The sequence below is a fragment of the Sphingobacterium spiritivorum genome, assembly GCF_016724845.1.
Taxonomy (GTDB): domain Bacteria; phylum Bacteroidota; class Bacteroidia; order Sphingobacteriales; family Sphingobacteriaceae; genus Sphingobacterium; species Sphingobacterium spiritivorum_A.
Genome location: NZ_CP068082.1, coordinates 4128447 through 4146650, shown reverse-complemented (window position 1 = coordinate 4146650; position 18204 = coordinate 4128447). Strand labels below are relative to the sequence as shown.

Here is an 18204-nt window from a genome sequence, read left to right as displayed (position 1 = left end):
GTAATTTTCTGAAATAACGAAAATTGTATTTAAATACTTATAAACAGAGTCTGAAACAATGCTTCTGCACTTGAACAGTAAAACAAATCTTTATAGAATTGTCAGACAATAATGCGGGCAATCAATATCTCTTCATTTCAGGCGAATATTAAACCAAACCGGACAAATTTAAGGTAACTGTTACATCATCCTGTTAAATAGCTTATATTTAAGTCAATTAAGCGTCTGTACCATGAAAACAATAGAATTTAAGCAACGAAACCTAAAACAGGTAAAAATATTATTATTGCCTTTTGCAATTTACATGGTCCTTTACTTTTGGATACTATCCAGCAATGACCGTGTAATTGAATGGATAAACCAGTATTCAGGGCCTGCACTCGGATTAGCGCTGATCTTTGCTACTCCTGTATTTTTGCCTCTGTTTCTTATTCTGGTCAGAATGAGAACATCTACGACAGTCTCTTTTGATGAGCAAAGGATGACCATTCAACTCAAAAACGGAAAGCAAAAAGAAATAAGCTATTCCCAGATTCAGACATTGAAACTTAATCATCCCCTGCCCAATACACTGACCGTATCCGGATCAGATAATAAAGTAATTTACACTTTTCGTCCCATGAATAATGATACTCCAAATAACGAGATTCTTGATGAACTGGTCCGGCATATCAACTTTAGAATAGATCTGCTACCTCCTGTTAAATATTTTAAAGTAACATTTGAGTCCAGAACATATACGAGAATATAAATCAGCTATCTAAAGATAAAATGAAAAGCCTATGAATAAATATCTGAAAGGTTGCTTAATTGTATTTGCTGTCCTTCTTTGTATTGGATTGCTGATCATCGCCTGGATATGGTGGGCTTTGGAAAACAGACACAAAAATGCCGAACGTGACGGTGTAGAAATATCACTGATCTGCGATACAGTAAAGATGGTAACGGAACAACCGGCTTTGGGTTTTATAAAATTTGAAGCAAGTGATCTGGAAACCCTGAAATTTCAAATATTAAGGGACGGAAAGTTTATCGAAGAAAAAATTATCAGGACAGATTTCACAAAAAAGAATGATGATATCATCTGGAAAGTCAGTATCCCTTATAAGCAATTTTTCAAAACAGACACCATAGTCCTGACAACCGCTAACAAGCTTATTTATTACATCTCTGATTATCATCATTATGCCTACCTGCAATATGGGATGTTTGGATATCTGGGGTCCCACGACTGCCGCTTCAGTGAGAATTGCATAATCAATGGCCGTCATTCCAGTGGTATTATAGACCGTATGGATGGATGGGTGAATGTAGAAAAAGCTAGACATATCACCTATCTGGATCCTTCTACGGATGAGTACGAGGCCTTTGCGAGAAGTATGCCTGTAAAAACAAGAGATGCTGAAATCATTTTTCAGGATAACAGAGCAAATAAAACCTTATATTCTATGTATTCCTATGGTATAGAAGTTACCCCAAACGGGAGTTACTATGTGTTTGCAGAGGAACTTGAAAACCGGAGAGGGCATATGGATGTGATCAAAATCAACACCAAAACCGGCGCTTACAAGCGTTATAAGAACTATCCTTTTGAAAACTAAGAATTATTAATAAAGCCGGAAAACTGTAGTTTTCCGGCTTTATTATACCTCATCAATACGTTTGCTGTGTCAGTTATTGTTCTTTAGTAAAGAGAAACTCTCCTCCCCGTTGCTTCAGCACAAAAGATTTGTTATCGGGATTAAATTCCATCACAATTCCTGCCTGATCAAACTTAAACTTATGCTTTTCTGTTGCTTCCAGTGAAAATGATGGTTGTCCGCTGGCTTGTGCCACAAGTGTTTTATTATCTTTTGTAACTGTTATTTTAATAGGAATCTGCGTCGAAGCATAGCTTCCCAGATAAATATCCAGATCTTCCGAACTGTTTTCATAAGTCCTAAAATCCGGAATATCAAAAGGCTTATTGTAAACAGCGCTGAGTGCTGCAATTGCAATATTATTATTGTTAAAGTCAGTCCCGTTTGAAGTAAGTGCAAAAGCTACATTTCCATCTTCAAAATACGAAAATGTTGAAGAAAAGCCATCTATACCACCGGAATGTCCATACCCTTTTTTATCGTAAAAAGGCACCTGAAATAATCCCATCCCATAATTATCTTTGATAGTCTTCATCAATTCGACGCTCGCTTTAGTAAGCAGCTTCCCGTTAAAGAGCGCATCCGCAAACTTTGTCAGATCGGATGGTGTAGATACGATACCTCCGGCTCCTAATGGGATAGAAATGTCCGTTTCGGATTCAGGCTTCCATTCCCCGGCAAAATCATAAGATTTCGCCTCATTGTTTTTAACATTAATCTTACCGCCAAGATAGGTATTCTGCAAGCCCAGAGGTTTGGTGATATAAGCTGTCAACAGATCTGCATATGATTTTTTTAAGGTTTTCTCAAGAATGTAGGTAAGTAGCACAAAATTGGAATTACTATATTCTCCTTTACTATCCGGTTCAAAATCACTTCCGGCTTTTGTAATGACATCCACCATATCTTTTTCAGACATCACTTTAGTATTCCAGTTCAGATAATCCGCATCATCTGTAAAATTATGGATTCCGCTTCTGTGATTTAGCAGATGACCTACCGTGATCTTATCCGCATTTTTTATCGCCGGAAAATACTGTTTAATAGTCTGATCAAGAGATAGTTTTTTATCCTCTGCCGCTTTCAACACTAATACCGTTGTAAAAGTCTTGGAGATAGAGCCAATTCTGTACTTTGAATTTTCATTGGCTTTGATCTTATTCTCCAGATCAATATATCCGGCAGATTTAGCATATACCCTTTCTCCATTTTGAGAAATAGCGATACTCCCCATAAACTTGTTATTATCTTCCAGTGTTTGGATATACAAGTCAAGTTTTTCTGTGTCTATCTTTTGTGCAGATGCAAGTGATGCAACAAAAAAGACAGCTAAATAGGTTACTGATTTCTTAAGCATAATAAGTTATTTAATGGTTCTTTTTAATCGAAGTAGTAAGGTTATGAGCACATAAAAAATAAGTGCCAGCAGCAGCATAGCCGGAATAAACCAATGGCCTAATTGCTCATACTGCAGATAACTGATTCCATTTTCTCTGTAATACCCCAGAATAAAAATTTCATTGGGCTTGAAGAAAAAGCCAACATTTTCGGGGTCTACCAGCTTTGCACCCATGAGGAATATGAAACCAAACAACAGCAAATATAACAGCGTGAAGATCACATAAGATATCCCGTTACCGATATTCAATATAAGCGCTTTCAGAATATGGAAGGGATTAAATGACTTGGTTGCTTCTTCAAGTTTTTTTTCAGCTACCAAAGGCTTCAGAAATATTTCCGGTTGTCCAAGCTTTTCCAGCACATCCAGCAAGCGCTCCACTTCCCCCTTTTCGATTGCTGCAGGATCTGCTATACTTTCGTAAATATGGCTGTTGATCTCCAGCAATACCTCTTGCTGATTTGTCTTATCAAGCGATTTTGTAGCCTGCTGAATTCTGGATATATAATCCAGATAAATCCGTTTTGAATTTTTATCCTTAAATGCGATCTCTTTAAATTTCATATTAGATTTATGGTTGTATTAAGGTTGTCCCAATAAATTTTCATTTCGCTTGCAGTACTTAATCCCAACTTCGTGATCTTGTAGTACTTTCTCGGAATACCGGACTCCTGCTCTACCCATTTGGATTCGACCAGTTCTTCTTTTTTCAGTCTGTTCATCAAAGGATAAAGTGTACCCTCAGCAATTTCAATACTGGTTTTCTTCTTTATCTCATTAATCAGATCATATCCGTAATATTCCTTTTCATCTTTCAGAATACTTAACACCAGAAAAGACAATGTGCCTTTCTTCAGTTGGGATATCCATTTAGTAGTAAAGTCTTCATTCATCAAACAAATATAAAACAAAATACATAGCATAACAAAGTACTATGTTAGATTATATATTATAAACACAACATAAAAACACTTACCAGTTGATTATCAAATAATTAAAATTAATTATTTGATATTATCAGCGAAAAATTACAGTAGAAATGTTTGTTTCGGCGAACTGTTATTTAATAATATAGAGTTTTCTCAGACTGTTGGTAAACAGTTTATAGTGCAGATTTTTATTTTCGAAATACAGATAGGTCGTAAAAAAATCATTATCCGGCCTGCTCAAGGTGCCGAATAGCTGGCCATTGATGGTTACCGGGGTCTGCTTCCATTCCTCATCCAGATAAAATTCATCCTTAAACTTCAGCGTATCTTTACCGACAGTCAGGTTCGTATAAAGATATCCTAACCACTCATCAGATTTTGAAGCAGGAGTATTACCTCCGATAATATGTGTAAGTCTGGTCAGTTTTAACTTCTCAAAATACTGTGATTCTATATTTGTACTGACATTATCAACCCAGTCAAGTCCGTTTTCAGCCAGATGTCCAAATATATTATTGATAGTTTTTCCCCTGCTCCGTACATACGGATATCCCTTTTTATCCTCATTCAGATTCTCAAAAAATATAAACCAGTCCTCACCGATTTTGTAAACAACTTTTTGAAAATAGATTGTTTCCTGACCTTCTCTGCGCAGGGAATGGTCATAATCTGTATAAAACACAGAAGCGTCACCCTGTATTCTGCGATAAAGTTCTATCTGACGGCCTTCGTCCCAGTCCAGATGCTCATTTTGGATGGATATCGTTTTTCGGGAGGTATCCCCGTCGAGCGGCCATGTCTTGTAATATGCTTTATCTACATTGATCAGATAGCCCTCAAAAAGCACTTCCTGGTCCTTATAGTCATGCTGTACGTAGTTGTACGTACCGGAGATATTTCCTGAAGGGTCTACTTTCGTAAATTCATATACAGTAAATCTATGATCAGAATTCTCCTCGCCCTTCTTTTCTCTTTTGATAATCAGATCATTATTTGAAGTAAGATAATGATCTATACGTTCCTCACTTTCATACAGCAAGGTTATCGTTCTGCTTCCAAACTTCAAAGCCGGCTGATTGATATCCTGATATTCGGCATATGATGAGGGTAGTTTAACGGAATGAAACAGATTTCTCAGCCATATATCCAGATTCCAAAGTCCGGAATTATAGAGTGTGAATAACAGCAGGATACCTGATACCGAAAATAACCAGGCCAGTTTGTGTATAGACCTGAAGTGATCAAAAATATAATAAAACAGAAATCCGCCAATAAATACCACAGGCGTGAACAACAGATAGCCTAATCCGTCAAGGCCACCTTTGGGTATAAAATAGATGATAATACCATACACGACTGTTATACCTAAGGCACAAAGCAACGCTTTTTGTATTTTCTTATGTTTCTGCTTATTTGAGGATACTTCTTCCATTCGTAAAATTTAGATATAATTCTAAATAAAACAAAAGCAAAAATTAACAACAGATTGTCTGTATACGGATGCTATCAGTTTTATTTGAAAAGTTCCAGAATCTCCGCTACAGTTACCTTTCCAAAGTATCCTGTAAGATCTGTTGAAGACAGCAGCTGTTCTATATGATCAACATCATGCCGCCGACCGGCAAGAGCCTTTTCCAGCTCTTCAATAGGCCTGGAGGCAAAGAAATCACCGAATATTTTCACCTTTTCTATAACTCCCTTATCCACATCCAAATGCAGTTCGATAAATCCTGCGGGTATTTTGACCGCTTTTTTAAAATTATAATTGGGTGAAGATCCGTAATTCCAGTCCCATGTATTATATTTTTCTGCCACCAGCTTTTCAATACCTTCTATATCTTCCTCTGTAAACTGATAGATACCTGCACCGGTATTATTCTGCAGCATCTCGCCGATCAGCAACTGCTTGAGGATTTCCGTAGTTGTATTTTCAGGTAAATAATCAATTAAATTAGTGACCCTTGCTCTGTTGGATTTTACTGCTTTATCGACAAATTTAAGTGGGTTTACCTTTATTGCCTCCGCCAGTACGTTCATCTGAGAATTGAGCAGAATTGTCCCGTGCTGGATCATTTTGCCGTTTTTGGCGAGCTTGGCATTACCGCTGAACTTCTTTCCATCGACCAGCAAATCATTCCGTCCTTCAAGTCTCGCCGGTACATTCATCTTGTTTAGCATGGCAATGACAGGCTGCGTAAACTGAGAAAAGTCCATGAAATCATTTGTACCGAGTAGCGTATGGAAAGAAAAATTCAGATTTCCTGTATCGTGGTATACGGTTCCCCCTCCTGACATTCTTCTAACCACTTTGATCTGTTGCTCTCTGACATAATCCAAATTGATCTCAGCTAACGTATTCTGAAATTTACCAACAATAATAGAGGGGGCATTGACATACAACAGAAAAATATCTTCTTTGGGATACTTGTACAACAGGTACTCCTCGGAAGCAATATTAAAATAAGCATTAGTAGAAGGTGAGTCTATGATCAGCATAATACGTACAATTTAAACAAAGTTAGCAAGTTTTTCTAAAGCGCTCCTTACAGAATTTATACTGATATGACCACATGCTGTATAATGAAAAAGTCGCAATCATTCCGAAAATGATTGCGACTTTTATCCAAATTAACAATACAAAACAGCAGTCTACAGTTCGATCTGATAAATACGGGATTCTTCTTCCCAGGGATGATACCCCTGACCGATATATTGAAATCCATACTTTTCATAGTAACCGATATGATCGGTACTCAGATTAAGATAACGGAAACCGAATTTGCGTGCATCCTCTTTCGCTTTATCAATCAGTAAGGCAGCATATGCATGCCCTCTATGCTCTTCGGCAATATAAATAGCGCATATCCAGGGATAAAGATCCATTCTGCTAATAAAATCATTGACGATCAATCCGGCACATCCGATCACTTTCTCATCCTTTTCCAGTAAATACCACTGTGGCAGTGCCTGCTCAGCATGTATACTGTGGGCGATACAGTCTTCATATATTACGGGTGAAACATCCGGCCATGACTGTTGCAGGTAACGGATAGCAGTGTCTTTATATTCGGGATTTTCACGTACAGATATAATTTGCATAGGCTATTAGAATAAAATGAACTGCAATAATAAAGAATTTGTAGAGATGAAAGCCGGAAATTCTTAAAAGTGATCAGAATTTATGGTGATTCATATCTCTGTACATCAGGATAGCTGCGTAAATAATACAAGCTATAAATCCTGTTCCCAAGATAAAAAGTAGTACCATGATCAGTTGGTTAAAACACAACTAAAATACGGAACTCAAGCAGATGCATCAAGTTTGTTGCAAACTATTTATAATCAACCGATAAATACTGCAGTAAAATATACAGAAATAAGAAATAGAAACTTCTTTTGAAAGGATAATTAGGGTAATCCATAATTGTGGGAAGATCTCTCCGCAAAAAATTAATTTTGCTCTGTCTGCTCCCCTTTAACCAATAAATATCCTATAGAAACTACACAAACTACAATCACAACCACAAAAAATGTCAACACTACAATCATTATTTTAATATTTCCTGCAAACATAATAATATGTTATTTTTTAAACGAAAACAACAGGAAATTCGGTGTAGATATCGCTCTACAGAATTTTATATTTAACAGTTCACTAAAACAGGTATGACTTTGGCCGTCATGAAGATCACATAATTCACAATAAACCGATAGGACACAATTAACAATTTGATCATTTTCACTTTATCAGTAATTAATAATGAGGCAGTAGATTTGTATTAATAAATAGAATAAGGACACTAAAATAACAGGTCATGATTAAAGATGAATTATTTGCAACAGAGGTCCTGTCAGATGGAGTAGAATTTACATTTGATGGTGATGATTATCTTTCAGGTGAAGATTAAGTAAAAAGTAACCCGGAAAGATTGACGCTTTAACAAGAGATTGTTAAAGTTTTTTTGTTTTATAGCTTTATCTTCTACGATTATCCGTATTTCATTCACTCCGTAATAAGCAATTATCACACAATTCTGATAAAATATATTTAATTCAAACCTTGCATATTTAAAGTTTAAATCACATCTTTACTGCTTCTCAATAAAGACAGAATTATTAACTATTGACCTACTTTTCATGCAAAAAATATTTTGTGTTGCTGCACTTATACTATGCAGCATATCAGGATTTACTCAGGATTTTTCATTTGGAAAAATCACTAAGGAAGACCTAAACTTTAACCGAAACACGATTGACAGTAATGCCAACGCCGTGGTACTTCGCGAATACGGAAATGCCAGTATCATTATCGATCCTGCAAAAGGAGGTCTGATGCTTGAATTCTACTATCACATCAAGACCAAAATTTTCACTAAAGAGGGGTTTAGCAAAGCTGATTTTACTATCCCGCTGTATACATCGGGTAATTCAAAAGAAGTGATATCTTCCATCAAAGGAGTCACCTATAATCTTAACGGAGAGAAGATCGCAGAATACGATCTGGATAAAAGTAAAATTTTTAATGAGAAATCGACTAAATCCGTTGCACTAACCAAACTAACTTTACCCAACATTCAGGAAGGATCCATTATCGAACTTCGGTATACGATTAACTCCCCTTTCCTCTACAATTTCAGAACCTGGAAATTCCAGGATGATATACCAAAAGTATACAGTGAATTTGTTTCCAAAATACCTGAAATCTGTATTTATAATCAAAATATGAGAGGCTCGCTAAGTATTTCCAGACATACTAAGGAAAACTACAATACTGACATGCGTAGTGAAATCGGAGAAGTACACGGTTCAAAAACGACATATGGAATGGAAAATATTCCGGCCTTTATCAATGAAGATTACATGACTTCTGCAGACAACTGGCGCTCTTCTCTATCATTTGAACTGGCGAGTTACAGAATCCCTATGGGTGCAAACTACAATTACACCAGAACCTGGGAAGATGTGGAGAAACAGCTGTTTACAGATGAAGATTTCGGGGGGCAAATCAAGAAAAAAGGACTTTTCAAAGCCATTTTACCATCTGTTATAGCGGACAAAAAAACAGAGCTTGAAAAAGCCAAAGCCATCCATAGCTATATCAACAAGCAGATAAAATGGGATAAATCAAACGGATTATTTACCGATAAAGGGATAAAAGATGCATTGGAGAAAAGATCCGGAAACGTAGCGGACATAAATCTGGCTCTTATCGCTGCATTAAATGCAGCTGACATTAATGCTAACCCTCTAATACTTTCCACACGTGCGAATGGCTACCCTAATATTACGAATCCTGTCCTCTCGGACTTCAATTACGTAGTCGCTCAGGTTAATATTGATTCGACAGTGTATTATCTTGATGCCACAGAATCTATTATTCCGTTTGGCAGTCTGCCTTTGCGCTGTATCAACTATCAGGGACGCTTATTTCCAAAAGGAGGAGGATCCCAATGGGTGGAACTCAAAGCAAAAGAAAAATCTACTGTCTACTATGATTTTACCGGAAAAATAGATGACAAAGGAAAATTAAAAGGAAATCTACAGATCAGAAGACTCGGGTTTGATGCCTATAACAAGAGAAAAGAGATCAAAGAATACAATTCAATGGATGAGTACTTAGAAAAAGTAGAAGAAAACAACAGCAAAATAAACTACTTAAAATCAGATATTACTCATGTGGATAGTACAGAATACTTTTTGTTAGAAACATTTGATATTGAAATAGACAATTTCTGTTCTACACATCAGAATGATTTCCTCTTTAATCCGCTCTTTATTGGAAAAACAAGTAAAAATCCTTTTAATCTGGAGCAACGTAATTATCCCATCGATATCGGTTCAACTGTAGAAGAAGTGCTTAATATGGAAGTAGAATTACCAGAGGGATACCAACTGAAAGAAAAGCCTAAGAATGTTATCATGTCTCTACCAAATAAAGATGCACGATATTTTTACACGTCCAAGCTGGAGGATAATAAACTTCATATCAATGTCGCCACACAGATCAATAAACCATTCTTTTTGCCTGAAGAATATTTTGATCTGAAAGAGTTCTTTAGCCGGATTATCCAGTCGCAAAAACTGGAAATAACCGTATCCAAAATATAATATCGAAGGCACAAAAAAAAGGGATGACTTCGTGAAGTCATCCCTTTTTTTACTTATCAAGTGTAACAGAACAGCTTAACCAAAGATTTCATTAAGTACCTTCGCCAGTCGTAAGCCGCCTTTTAATAAAGCATCTTCCACCACATACTTATTATCATATATATAGCGGTAAGACAGATTAGAATTCTGCTCCACATCTTTATAAATCTTATTGGCTACGATATGCGTGTCGTATAACCAAGAAGCAAAATCACCATCCGTCAGCCTTTGATTCTCCTGTCTGGTATGAATATCAAGAACATTCGCATATTCAGTATAGCTATACTTCTCATAATCTACCAGATTGGAATCCCACACACGGTGAATATTATCCGGTTTGCCGAACCACATCACTTCAATTTTATTACCGCCAAGATCTGCCGGTCTGCCAACATGCATAGGCTGATGGGCATCCCCCATAAGATGGATCAGAAAATAAAGATTCTGCTGCATTTCTGTCAATCCCTTATCTTTTGCTTTCAGATCAGCAGACAAACGAATCAGCTGTTTATAGATGTTGTTATCAGGCGACTGCTGCAGTGCCGTAGCAAACTGCTCCTTTGTCAGATTTCCTTCTGTATTGATATAATGGAAAGGTGATGTCTCATCAAAAGCATGATCAGATTTCACGAAATCAGGCCAATTCGCCCAGTAAGCAAGATGTTGCTTTCCGATTAGTTTGGCAATATTCTTTTTTGCCTTATTGGTCAGGTGGCGTTCAGCAATTTCTGTTACTACACGGTGACCTGTCATTCCCCAACCCCACACCGATGATGTCTGAGCAAAAAATGCCAGCAGCAACAACAATTTTATTATTTTCTTCATAGTATTGAATTTACATGCAAAAGTATAGATAATATAGCATTCCTATTTAAACAAATCGAAACCATATTGCGCATCATTCCAGAATTCATCTAAAGCACTTATCCGTGGTTTAAAAAAAGAAATAAGTTCCGGCCAGTCATTTTCATTATAGATACTGATGCCCGACACAGCAGCATAAATTCTGGAAATCTTTTTTCCGTCTGTATCATAGCTGTCTTTCTCCCAATTCCATTCTTCCCCAAGTACCGCATGTAATAGCGTTTTGTATTGTTCGAATTGCTCGAACATAAGCAGACGAATACCCGTATCAGGATGTGATATTTCAATCATGATCTCCGCATTTCGCTTGTCTGCGTTCATTCTGAAGTAAAGATGCTTGATTCCGGTGCGGTAATTGATCCAGTTGATTTTTGCACCTTCACTGTTGGGCTGTAAGCTCATAAATTGACCAAATTTGGTCCAGAATGTTTCTTTGATCCGTTTAGATTCTTCTCGTGAATACAATGTAAAGCCCTGTAATTTTTGTTCAAAACTATTGAAAAATTCAAACATATCGAAGTCCGGGACGTTATAATTATATAAACGTTACGCTATGGACAAGAAAAAATCATTACTGCTTCTATCCGCCACCGCTGTTGGCACACTGTTATATCAGGCATTCAAGCCTGTCAGATCGGATATCAGAGGAGTCTCAAATTTTAATCTTGACAGTTACCTGGGCCAATGGTACGAAATAGCCAGACTGGACTTTCGGTGGGAGAAAAATCTCAAAAATGTGACCGCCAATTACAGTCTTAATGAAGATGGCAGTATTCAGGTTGTAAATGAAGGTTACGATATGCGCAGGCAGAAACAGAAGAAGAGCATAGGTAAAGCCAAATTTATGCGGGATCAAAATGAGGGCGCGTTCAAGGTCAGCTTCTTCCCTCCCTTTTCAGCAGGCTATCATGTTATGAAAATAGACCCTGATTATAAGTATGCCTTAGTATTTGGTGATAATCTCAATTACATGTGGATTCTGTCCAGGGAAAAATCAATTCCGGGAGATATCAAATCTATTTATCTGGATTTTGCATTGAGAAGCGGATTTGAGATCCACAAACTGGTGTGGACTATACAGGATTAGTATCCGTCAAAAATCGGGCTGAGAACAGTATAATCCAGAGTGGGATCATTTGCAAACTCAATAGACATTTCTTTCATATCTGTAACAGACATCATATTCTTAAGTCCTTTATTATATAACTGGCACAGATAAAATGCAGCATTTACTTTTTCTTCCAGTGTCAGTACAGAGCTGCCGACGTAAAAATTAAGTACGGAAGTTACGTAATCTCCAAAAACATCAAAGCCAAAAGCTCCTGATACATGCATGGAATGGCGCATAAATTTTTCAAAATCAGATTTAAGCGTTGCGTAGACCGTATCTTTCATGAGGACAAAAATGCAATAAAAAATGTACTTAACCAAAAAATGGCACAGCTTAAGCTGTGCCATTACATTTAGGGTTATAGTTAATTGGTTTGGGATATCTTATTATAACTCTTCATCATGCTGTGTAATATCCAGCCCCAGTTTTTCTTCTTCTTCATGCACACGAAGAGGTGTGATGAGATCCGTAATCTTGATCAGCAACAGAGAACCGAAAAATGCAAATAAGGAAACGGCAATCAATGCGATCACATGTGCAAAAAATAAACCGGTCTCTCCGAAGTACAACCCGTTAGCAGTCACCACACTGTTCACGTTACTATTTGCAAATACTCCCGTCAGCACCATACCAACCATACCACCCACACCATGACAAGGAAATACATCCAGCGTGTCATCTATGCTGGTCTTGCTGCGTAAGAATACCACCAGATTACTGACCAAGGCTGCTACAAGTCCAATGACGATCGAGTGCGGAATACTGACAAAGCCTGCAGCCGGTGTAATCGCAACTAACCCCACTACAGCACCTATACAGGCTCCCATTGCAGAAGGTTTTTTACCTCTGATAATATCTACAAATATCCATGCGATCGCTGCCACAGCTGAAGCTGTAGTCGTAGTCGCAAATGCATATGCTGCCAGACCGTTTGCAGCGCCTGCTGAACCTGCATTAAATCCAAACCAGCCAAACCAAAGCAACGCTGTACCCAATATGACATAACTGATACGTGCCGGAGAATGTGTAGGGGTCTTTCTTCCTTTCAGATATACCGCCGAAGCTAATGCAGCCCATCCCGCAGACATATGCACTACTGTACCACCGGCAAAATCCAAAACACCGAATTTGGCAAGTATTCCCTCCGGATGCCAGGTGGCATGTGCTAAAGGCATATAAATAAAAATACTGAACAAAATTATAAATACCATAAACGAATTGAACCGCACGCGCTCAGCAAAAGCACCGGTAATCAAAGCTGGTGTTATAATGGCGAATTTGAGTTGAAACATGGCAAATAAGACCAAAGGAACTGTAGGTAAAGCTCCCCAGGCAACATTCCCAAGCATACCCTTCATCATATAAAAAGTACGCGGGTCCCCTATCACCCCGCCGATATCATCGCCAAATGCAAGGCTAAACCCGACAATCACCCATAATACTGAAATAATACACATACAGATAAAGCTCTGCATCATAGTAGAGATTACATTCTTCTTGCTCACCATACCACCATAAAAGAACGCCAGACCTGGTGTCATAATCAATACAAGTGCGGAAGATGTCAATAACCAGGCTGTATCTCCGGAATCAATCTTTACATCTGCTACATTAGTCACATCAATAGAAGGAGTTAACAAGCCTATAATGGCCAGAATTGTTAAAATAATCAATGGAACGGTTTTTTTCATAATGCTTTAATGGTTTTTAATTCAAATTTTGTTAATAATTAATGGTTTTAGATGAAAAACAGATAAAAATTGATATGTAAAATTAAATTCAAAACAAATATATGAGCAAATATTTATAAATCAACAAATTATTTTAAATAATATTCATACATTTATAAAAAATCAACCAAAAATCTAATGAAAAACCACAAAACAGACAAAAATAAAATTAAATTCACCAATTATTTAAACTAAAATTAGATGAAACAAGGGTTTTTAGATTTAAAAAATTAAAAAATCATCAATTTAAAACTAAAAACATGAAAAAATTAATCTCTTTATCAATTATTTACTACCTATTTCTAAATTTAACCAATGCACAGGAAGAAAAATCAACATTATTAGGCCTCGAAATCTCAGGATCGGTAGATACGTATTGGAAATATGACTTCCAAAACCAACCTAACATCAAAACTTATTTCACAGAAGACAATAATTCCGTATCTATAGGTATGGTAGATCTGGCGCTGAAAAAGAAAACAGGTCGCGCCTCTTTCGTAGGAGAACTTTCCTTTGGACCCAGAGGACAGTACAGATCTATTCTGAACGGGGATGGACAGGCTGGTGATGACAACAATAGCTTTCATATCCAAAATCTGTATGTATCTTACGATCTGACCGAAAAATTAAGCATGACCGCCGGATTCATGGGTACATTTGTAGGGTATGAGGTCATATGTCCTTCCAACAACTTCCATTATTCCACTTCTTACCTCTTCGGAGCCGGACCGTTTCAGGATGCGGGATTAAAAGCAAATTATACATTCTCTGAGAAGGTAGCGCTAATGGTAGGAATTTTTAACGACTGGAATGTTTATCAGGATTTTAACGGAGTTTCTCATTTTGGCTCACAACTCAGCATCATACCGAATGAAGCATCCAGTTTCTATCTTAACTTTCTGACAGGATCTTCCGTTGGCGGAGCAGCAAACTACAGTTCCGGCACACTGCTAGATCTGGTTGGAAACTACAGCTTCTCTCCCCGTTTCACCCTCGGACTCAACGCAACCAACTACAATCAGAAAGGTGATGCAGGCTATTCAGGAATTGCGCTTTATCCGAGAGTAAACATCAATGAAAATATAGGTATAGGTATACGGGGTGAATATTTCAAAACAAAAGATGCTCCTTTACTAGCTATTGAAGAAAACGAAATATGGTCGGCAACACTGAGTGGCCACCTCAGACATCATGGTTTTTCTTTTATACCTGAAGTACGATTCGATAACAGCAAAAACGAAATGTTTGTCAAAAAAGATCTAAGTCCTACAAAAAATGCCGGACAATTTTCAATGGCACTCGTATATGCATTCTAAATAATAAAGGCTGTCAGCACTATGCTGACAGCCTTTATTATTATAAAATTTAAAATATCTGTTCTTATTTACGAACACTTACAGACACTCTGCGATCTTTGATCCTGTCAGATTCAGGTGCATCTGCCGGGTACCGCGCAATTTCAGATCCGTAACCTTCTGTACCTGCAACCTGCGCTCCCAGTCCCTGTTCATCTAAAAATACTTTAACAGCATTTGCACGATCCAATGACAATTTCTTATTAAATGCTTCATCCCCTGTTTTGTCTGTATATCCTCCGATTTTAACTTTCGCATCCGGGAATACTTTCAATATAGCAGCCAGATTTAATAACTGATCTCTGCTGGCAGGTAATATCTTAGCTGTCCCGGTCTCAAAATTCAGATTATCAAAATCAAACCATTTATTTTTAAGCGTATCATCCGGAAGTGCCTTATAGTCTGATTGCAGGAATTTAATCAGATTATCTTCTATCCCTCTCGGATAAGCCCGAAGCTCCTGTCCGTCAGGTAATTTCAGAATTACAGACTCTCTGTTTGATAAACCATCTGTTGCACCCAATGAGTCTGACGGATTTGTCATAGACGATGTGTCACGACCATTGGAAGTCGAATCAGATGTACCAGCTCCATTGCCTGCACAACTTTTACCAAATAAAAACCAAAGAGCCACAAGTACCAATGGTATCAGTATCCACCATAACCCACTTGATTTCTTTACTTCTCTGACAGCTTCACGTGTATGAATAGCCGGCTCCGGATTGACTGGCGGCACAGTGAGTACAGGAGGTTCTACAACCGGAATATCTGCAGGAGGAATCGGCGTCTCTACAGCCGGACTCTGAATATCCGAATCCGCAAACAGGCTACCAAAAGCGCCCAATCCTAATCCGGCAGGCAGAGCTGCCGCAAAATTACTTTTATTCTCATTCAGCAGATTAGAAATAACAGCTGCATTCCAGTTGGTACCGTTATTGGTCAGACTGGCGAATACAGCAGGAAGTGCCGAACTCAGCAACTTCTGAATAGTATCTGATTTAATCCCGATAAACCCGGAGATAGCAGAGACTACCGTATCCAGTTTATCTCCGAATATGCTTTGCAATATGTGCTGATGTTCAGGATGCTGACTATTTACATCTTCAGCAGCTCCCCCGACCGGAGCTGAACGATCAGAATTAAACCATTGCTGAAAATCAAAATTGCCAAAATGACTCTTAGCTTGTTCCAGAATAGTATTTAATCCGCTTTCATTTTCACGTTGGAGGCCTAAAAACAAGGCCGGAATGACCAGATCTGTCCCCTGCTTAAGTTGGGCAGAATCTACTCCGACTGTTCCGGATAGCTTTGAAAGTGTATCTTCATTGAAGAATGCCTTTGCGTTATTTAAGAGATTGTTTTCCATAATATTGATCCATTGTCTAATAAACTAATTAACAATCAGCACGATATTTTGTTTGATACAGGCCCGGTACAGCATTTAATATTACCTTAACACTAATGCACTATCTTTGACAACAGCATTCTATAATTAACAAAAACCGATACACAGATTCATAACATGAAAAAACTATCCTTATTATTTGCATTATCCGTCCTCAGCTTTCACCTGGCTTTTGCTCAACAGAAACCTAAATATATTTTCTTTATGATCGGTGATGGAATGGGCTTAAATCAGGTCAATCTTACGGAAATGTATCTCGCCGAACGGGAAGGACGGATTGGTATTGCACCGCTCGTATTTACAGGCTTTCCGGTTGCATCCTTTGCCACCTCTTACTCTACTTCAAACGGTGTAACAGACTCCGGCGCAGGCGGCACAGCTCTGGCTGTAGGACATAAAACCAAAAATGGTGTTATCGGTATGGACAGCACCAAAACAAAACCCTTAAAAAGCATTGCCTACCTTGCTAAAGAAAAAGGCATGAAGGTCGGCATCACGACAAGTGTAAGTATAGACCATGCTACACCAGCTTCTTTCTATGCTCATCAGCAGGACCGTGATATGTATTACGAAATTGCACAAGATATTCTCCAATCGGATTTTGACTTTTTCGGAGGATCCGGATTCTTAAAACCTGAACAGAATTTCAAAAAGGAAAAAGTAACTCCTATTACTCAAATCCTACAAAAAGGAGGTTATTCGTTAGCTGAAGGCTATCAGGAATATAAGGCACTTAAAAACAAAGCCGGAAAAATAATATTATCCAATAACAAAGGAGGAGATCAGGTATCCTTAAAATATGCAATTGATCAAAACACAAATGATCTGACACTGAAACAGATTACTTCAGCAGCAATTGAATCGCTGACAGAAGAAAACACCAACGGATTTTTCCTGATGGTAGAAGGCGGGAAAATCGACTGGGCCTGTCATTCCAATGATGGAGCAACTGCAGTAAAGGAAGTTTTGGATTTTAATGAAGCTGTAAAGGAAGCCTTCGATTTCTATAAAAAATATCCGGAAGAAACTCTGATCATTGTTACTGCCGATCATGAAACCGGTGGAATGACACTTGGAACGGGAAGCTCCAGGTTATCTTTTAAAAACCTGGAATTACAGAAAAAATCACAAAGTGAATTATCTGCACAGATTTCCAAATTGAGAATCTCAAATCCTAAAACAACATGGGATGAGGTTAAACAATTGCTTTCGGATCAACTCGGACTATGGTCTGTCATCAAAGTAAGCAAGGCTGATGAACAAAATATGCATGAAACCTATCTGCGCAGTTTTGTAAACCATGAGACACAGGAATCCAAAAGTCTCTATGCTACTGACGATAAATTAGCGACTCTGGCTGTGAAAGTATTAAATGATGCCTCTACTTTGGGATGGGGTTCCGGAAATCACTCAGCAAGCTATATTCCGATATTTGCGATAGGAAGCGGCAGTGAATTATTCAGCCACAAAATGGAAAATACAGATATTCCTAAAAAAGTGGCTAAGTTGTTAAATGCTCAACTGGATTAACCGTTGACCTGATAAATAAGAAATGCTCCTTAAAGGAGCATTTCTTATTTACTTTAAGTTCTTTTTATATATTTTGAATGTGAGTGCAATACTT

17 protein-coding genes are annotated in these 18204 nt (G+C 37.8%); 6 read left to right on the top strand and 11 right to left on the bottom strand.

From position 1 onward, the window contains the following. Nucleotides 1-232 precede the first annotated feature (232 nt). The gene (locus I6J03_RS17690; protein ID WP_003003451.1) at nucleotides 233-751 is read left to right on the top strand and encodes a hypothetical protein; all 519 of its coding nucleotides are present in this window, start codon (nucleotides 233-235) and stop codon (nucleotides 749-751) included. 31 nt (nucleotides 752-782) lie between these two features. Then, a complete protein-coding gene (locus tag I6J03_RS17685; RefSeq protein ID WP_003003455.1) occupies nucleotides 783-1601 on the top strand; it encodes a hypothetical protein in 819 nt (272 codons plus the stop codon). A 73-nt stretch (nucleotides 1602-1674) separates the two neighbouring features. On the opposite strand, the gene I6J03_RS17680 is transcribed toward I6J03_RS17685, so the two are convergent. The 6 genes from I6J03_RS17680 to I6J03_RS17655 form a co-directional block, all read right to left on the bottom strand. Beyond that, nucleotides 1675-2997, bottom strand: coding sequence for a serine hydrolase domain-containing protein (locus tag I6J03_RS17680; RefSeq protein ID WP_003003458.1), 1323 nt, complete (start codon nucleotides 2995-2997; stop codon nucleotides 1675-1677). Nucleotides 2998-3003: 6 nt separating this feature from the next. Further along, on the bottom strand, nucleotides 3004-3603 hold the full coding sequence (locus I6J03_RS17675; protein ID WP_003003460.1) for an HAAS signaling domain-containing protein: 600 nt from the start codon (nucleotides 3601-3603) through the stop codon (nucleotides 3004-3006). After that, nucleotides 3600-3932, bottom strand: a complete 333-nt coding sequence (locus tag I6J03_RS17670; RefSeq protein WP_003003463.1) for a PadR family transcriptional regulator — start codon at nucleotides 3930-3932, stop codon at nucleotides 3600-3602. Before I6J03_RS17670 ends, I6J03_RS17675 begins: the two co-directional genes overlap by 4 nt. Nucleotides 3933-4098: 166 nt before the next feature. After that, the gene (locus tag I6J03_RS17665; RefSeq protein WP_003003466.1) at nucleotides 4099-5400 is read right to left on the bottom strand and encodes a hypothetical protein; all 1302 of its coding nucleotides are present in this window, start codon (nucleotides 5398-5400) and stop codon (nucleotides 4099-4101) included. An 80-nt stretch (nucleotides 5401-5480) separates the two neighbouring features. Then, nucleotides 5481-6464 carry a lipoate--protein ligase gene (locus I6J03_RS17660; RefSeq protein WP_003003469.1) on the bottom strand — a complete coding sequence of 328 codons (984 nt, stop codon included), beginning with the start codon at nucleotides 6462-6464 and terminating at the stop codon, nucleotides 5481-5483. A 153-nt stretch (nucleotides 6465-6617) separates the two neighbouring features. After that, entirely contained in the window at nucleotides 6618-7067 is a 450-nt protein-coding gene (locus I6J03_RS17655) for a GNAT family N-acetyltransferase (RefSeq protein ID WP_003003471.1), read from the bottom strand. 1038 nt (nucleotides 7068-8105) lie between these two features. Here I6J03_RS17655 and I6J03_RS17650 point away from each other — a divergent pair. Further along, complete coding sequence (locus I6J03_RS17650) at nucleotides 8106-10076, top strand: transglutaminase domain-containing protein (RefSeq protein ID WP_003003477.1); 1971 nt, start codon at nucleotides 8106-8108, stop codon at nucleotides 10074-10076. A gap of 75 nt (nucleotides 10077-10151) precedes the next feature. On the opposite strand, the gene I6J03_RS17645 is transcribed toward I6J03_RS17650, so the two are convergent. Together I6J03_RS17645 and I6J03_RS17640 are read right to left on the bottom strand one after the other, a co-directional pair. Next, a complete protein-coding gene (locus tag I6J03_RS17645) occupies nucleotides 10152-10940 on the bottom strand; it encodes a S1/P1 nuclease (RefSeq protein ID WP_002996379.1) in 789 nt (262 codons plus the stop codon). 42 nt (nucleotides 10941-10982) lie between these two features. Next, complete coding sequence (locus I6J03_RS17640; RefSeq protein ID WP_003003489.1) at nucleotides 10983-11492, bottom strand: DUF4268 domain-containing protein; 510 nt, start codon at nucleotides 11490-11492, stop codon at nucleotides 10983-10985. Between the two features lie 40 nt (nucleotides 11493-11532). On the opposite strand from I6J03_RS17640, the gene I6J03_RS17635 reads away from it, so the two are divergent. Then, nucleotides 11533-12066, top strand: a complete 534-nt coding sequence (locus I6J03_RS17635) for a lipocalin family protein (RefSeq protein WP_003003491.1) — start codon at nucleotides 11533-11535, stop codon at nucleotides 12064-12066. Here I6J03_RS17635 and I6J03_RS17630 read toward each other — a convergent pair. Together I6J03_RS17630 and I6J03_RS17625 are read right to left on the bottom strand one after the other, a co-directional pair. Continuing rightward, a complete protein-coding gene (locus I6J03_RS17630) occupies nucleotides 12063-12374 on the bottom strand; it encodes a hypothetical protein (protein WP_039989538.1) in 312 nt (103 codons plus the stop codon). The two genes, I6J03_RS17635 and I6J03_RS17630, sit on opposite strands and share 4 nt — an antisense overlap. Before the next feature lie 102 nt (nucleotides 12375-12476). Further along, nucleotides 12477-13781 carry an ammonium transporter gene (locus I6J03_RS17625; protein WP_003003499.1) on the bottom strand — a complete coding sequence of 435 codons (1305 nt, stop codon included), beginning with the start codon at nucleotides 13779-13781 and terminating at the stop codon, nucleotides 12477-12479. A 299-nt stretch (nucleotides 13782-14080) separates the two neighbouring features. Between I6J03_RS17625 and I6J03_RS17620 the strand changes: the two genes are divergently transcribed. After that, nucleotides 14081-15136, top strand: a complete 1056-nt coding sequence (locus I6J03_RS17620; RefSeq protein ID WP_003003502.1) for an outer membrane beta-barrel protein — start codon at nucleotides 14081-14083, stop codon at nucleotides 15134-15136. Nucleotides 15137-15200: 64 nt separating this feature from the next. Here the strand turns inward: I6J03_RS17620 and I6J03_RS17615 are convergent, their stop codons facing one another. Beyond that, nucleotides 15201-16541 carry a DUF937 domain-containing protein gene (locus I6J03_RS17615; protein WP_003003503.1) on the bottom strand — a complete coding sequence of 447 codons (1341 nt, stop codon included), beginning with the start codon at nucleotides 16539-16541 and terminating at the stop codon, nucleotides 15201-15203. 156 nt (nucleotides 16542-16697) lie between these two features. Between I6J03_RS17615 and I6J03_RS17610 the strand changes: the two genes are divergently transcribed. Continuing rightward, a complete protein-coding gene (locus I6J03_RS17610; RefSeq protein WP_003003506.1) occupies nucleotides 16698-18110 on the top strand; it encodes an alkaline phosphatase in 1413 nt (470 codons plus the stop codon). Nucleotides 18111-18204 lie beyond the last annotated feature (94 nt).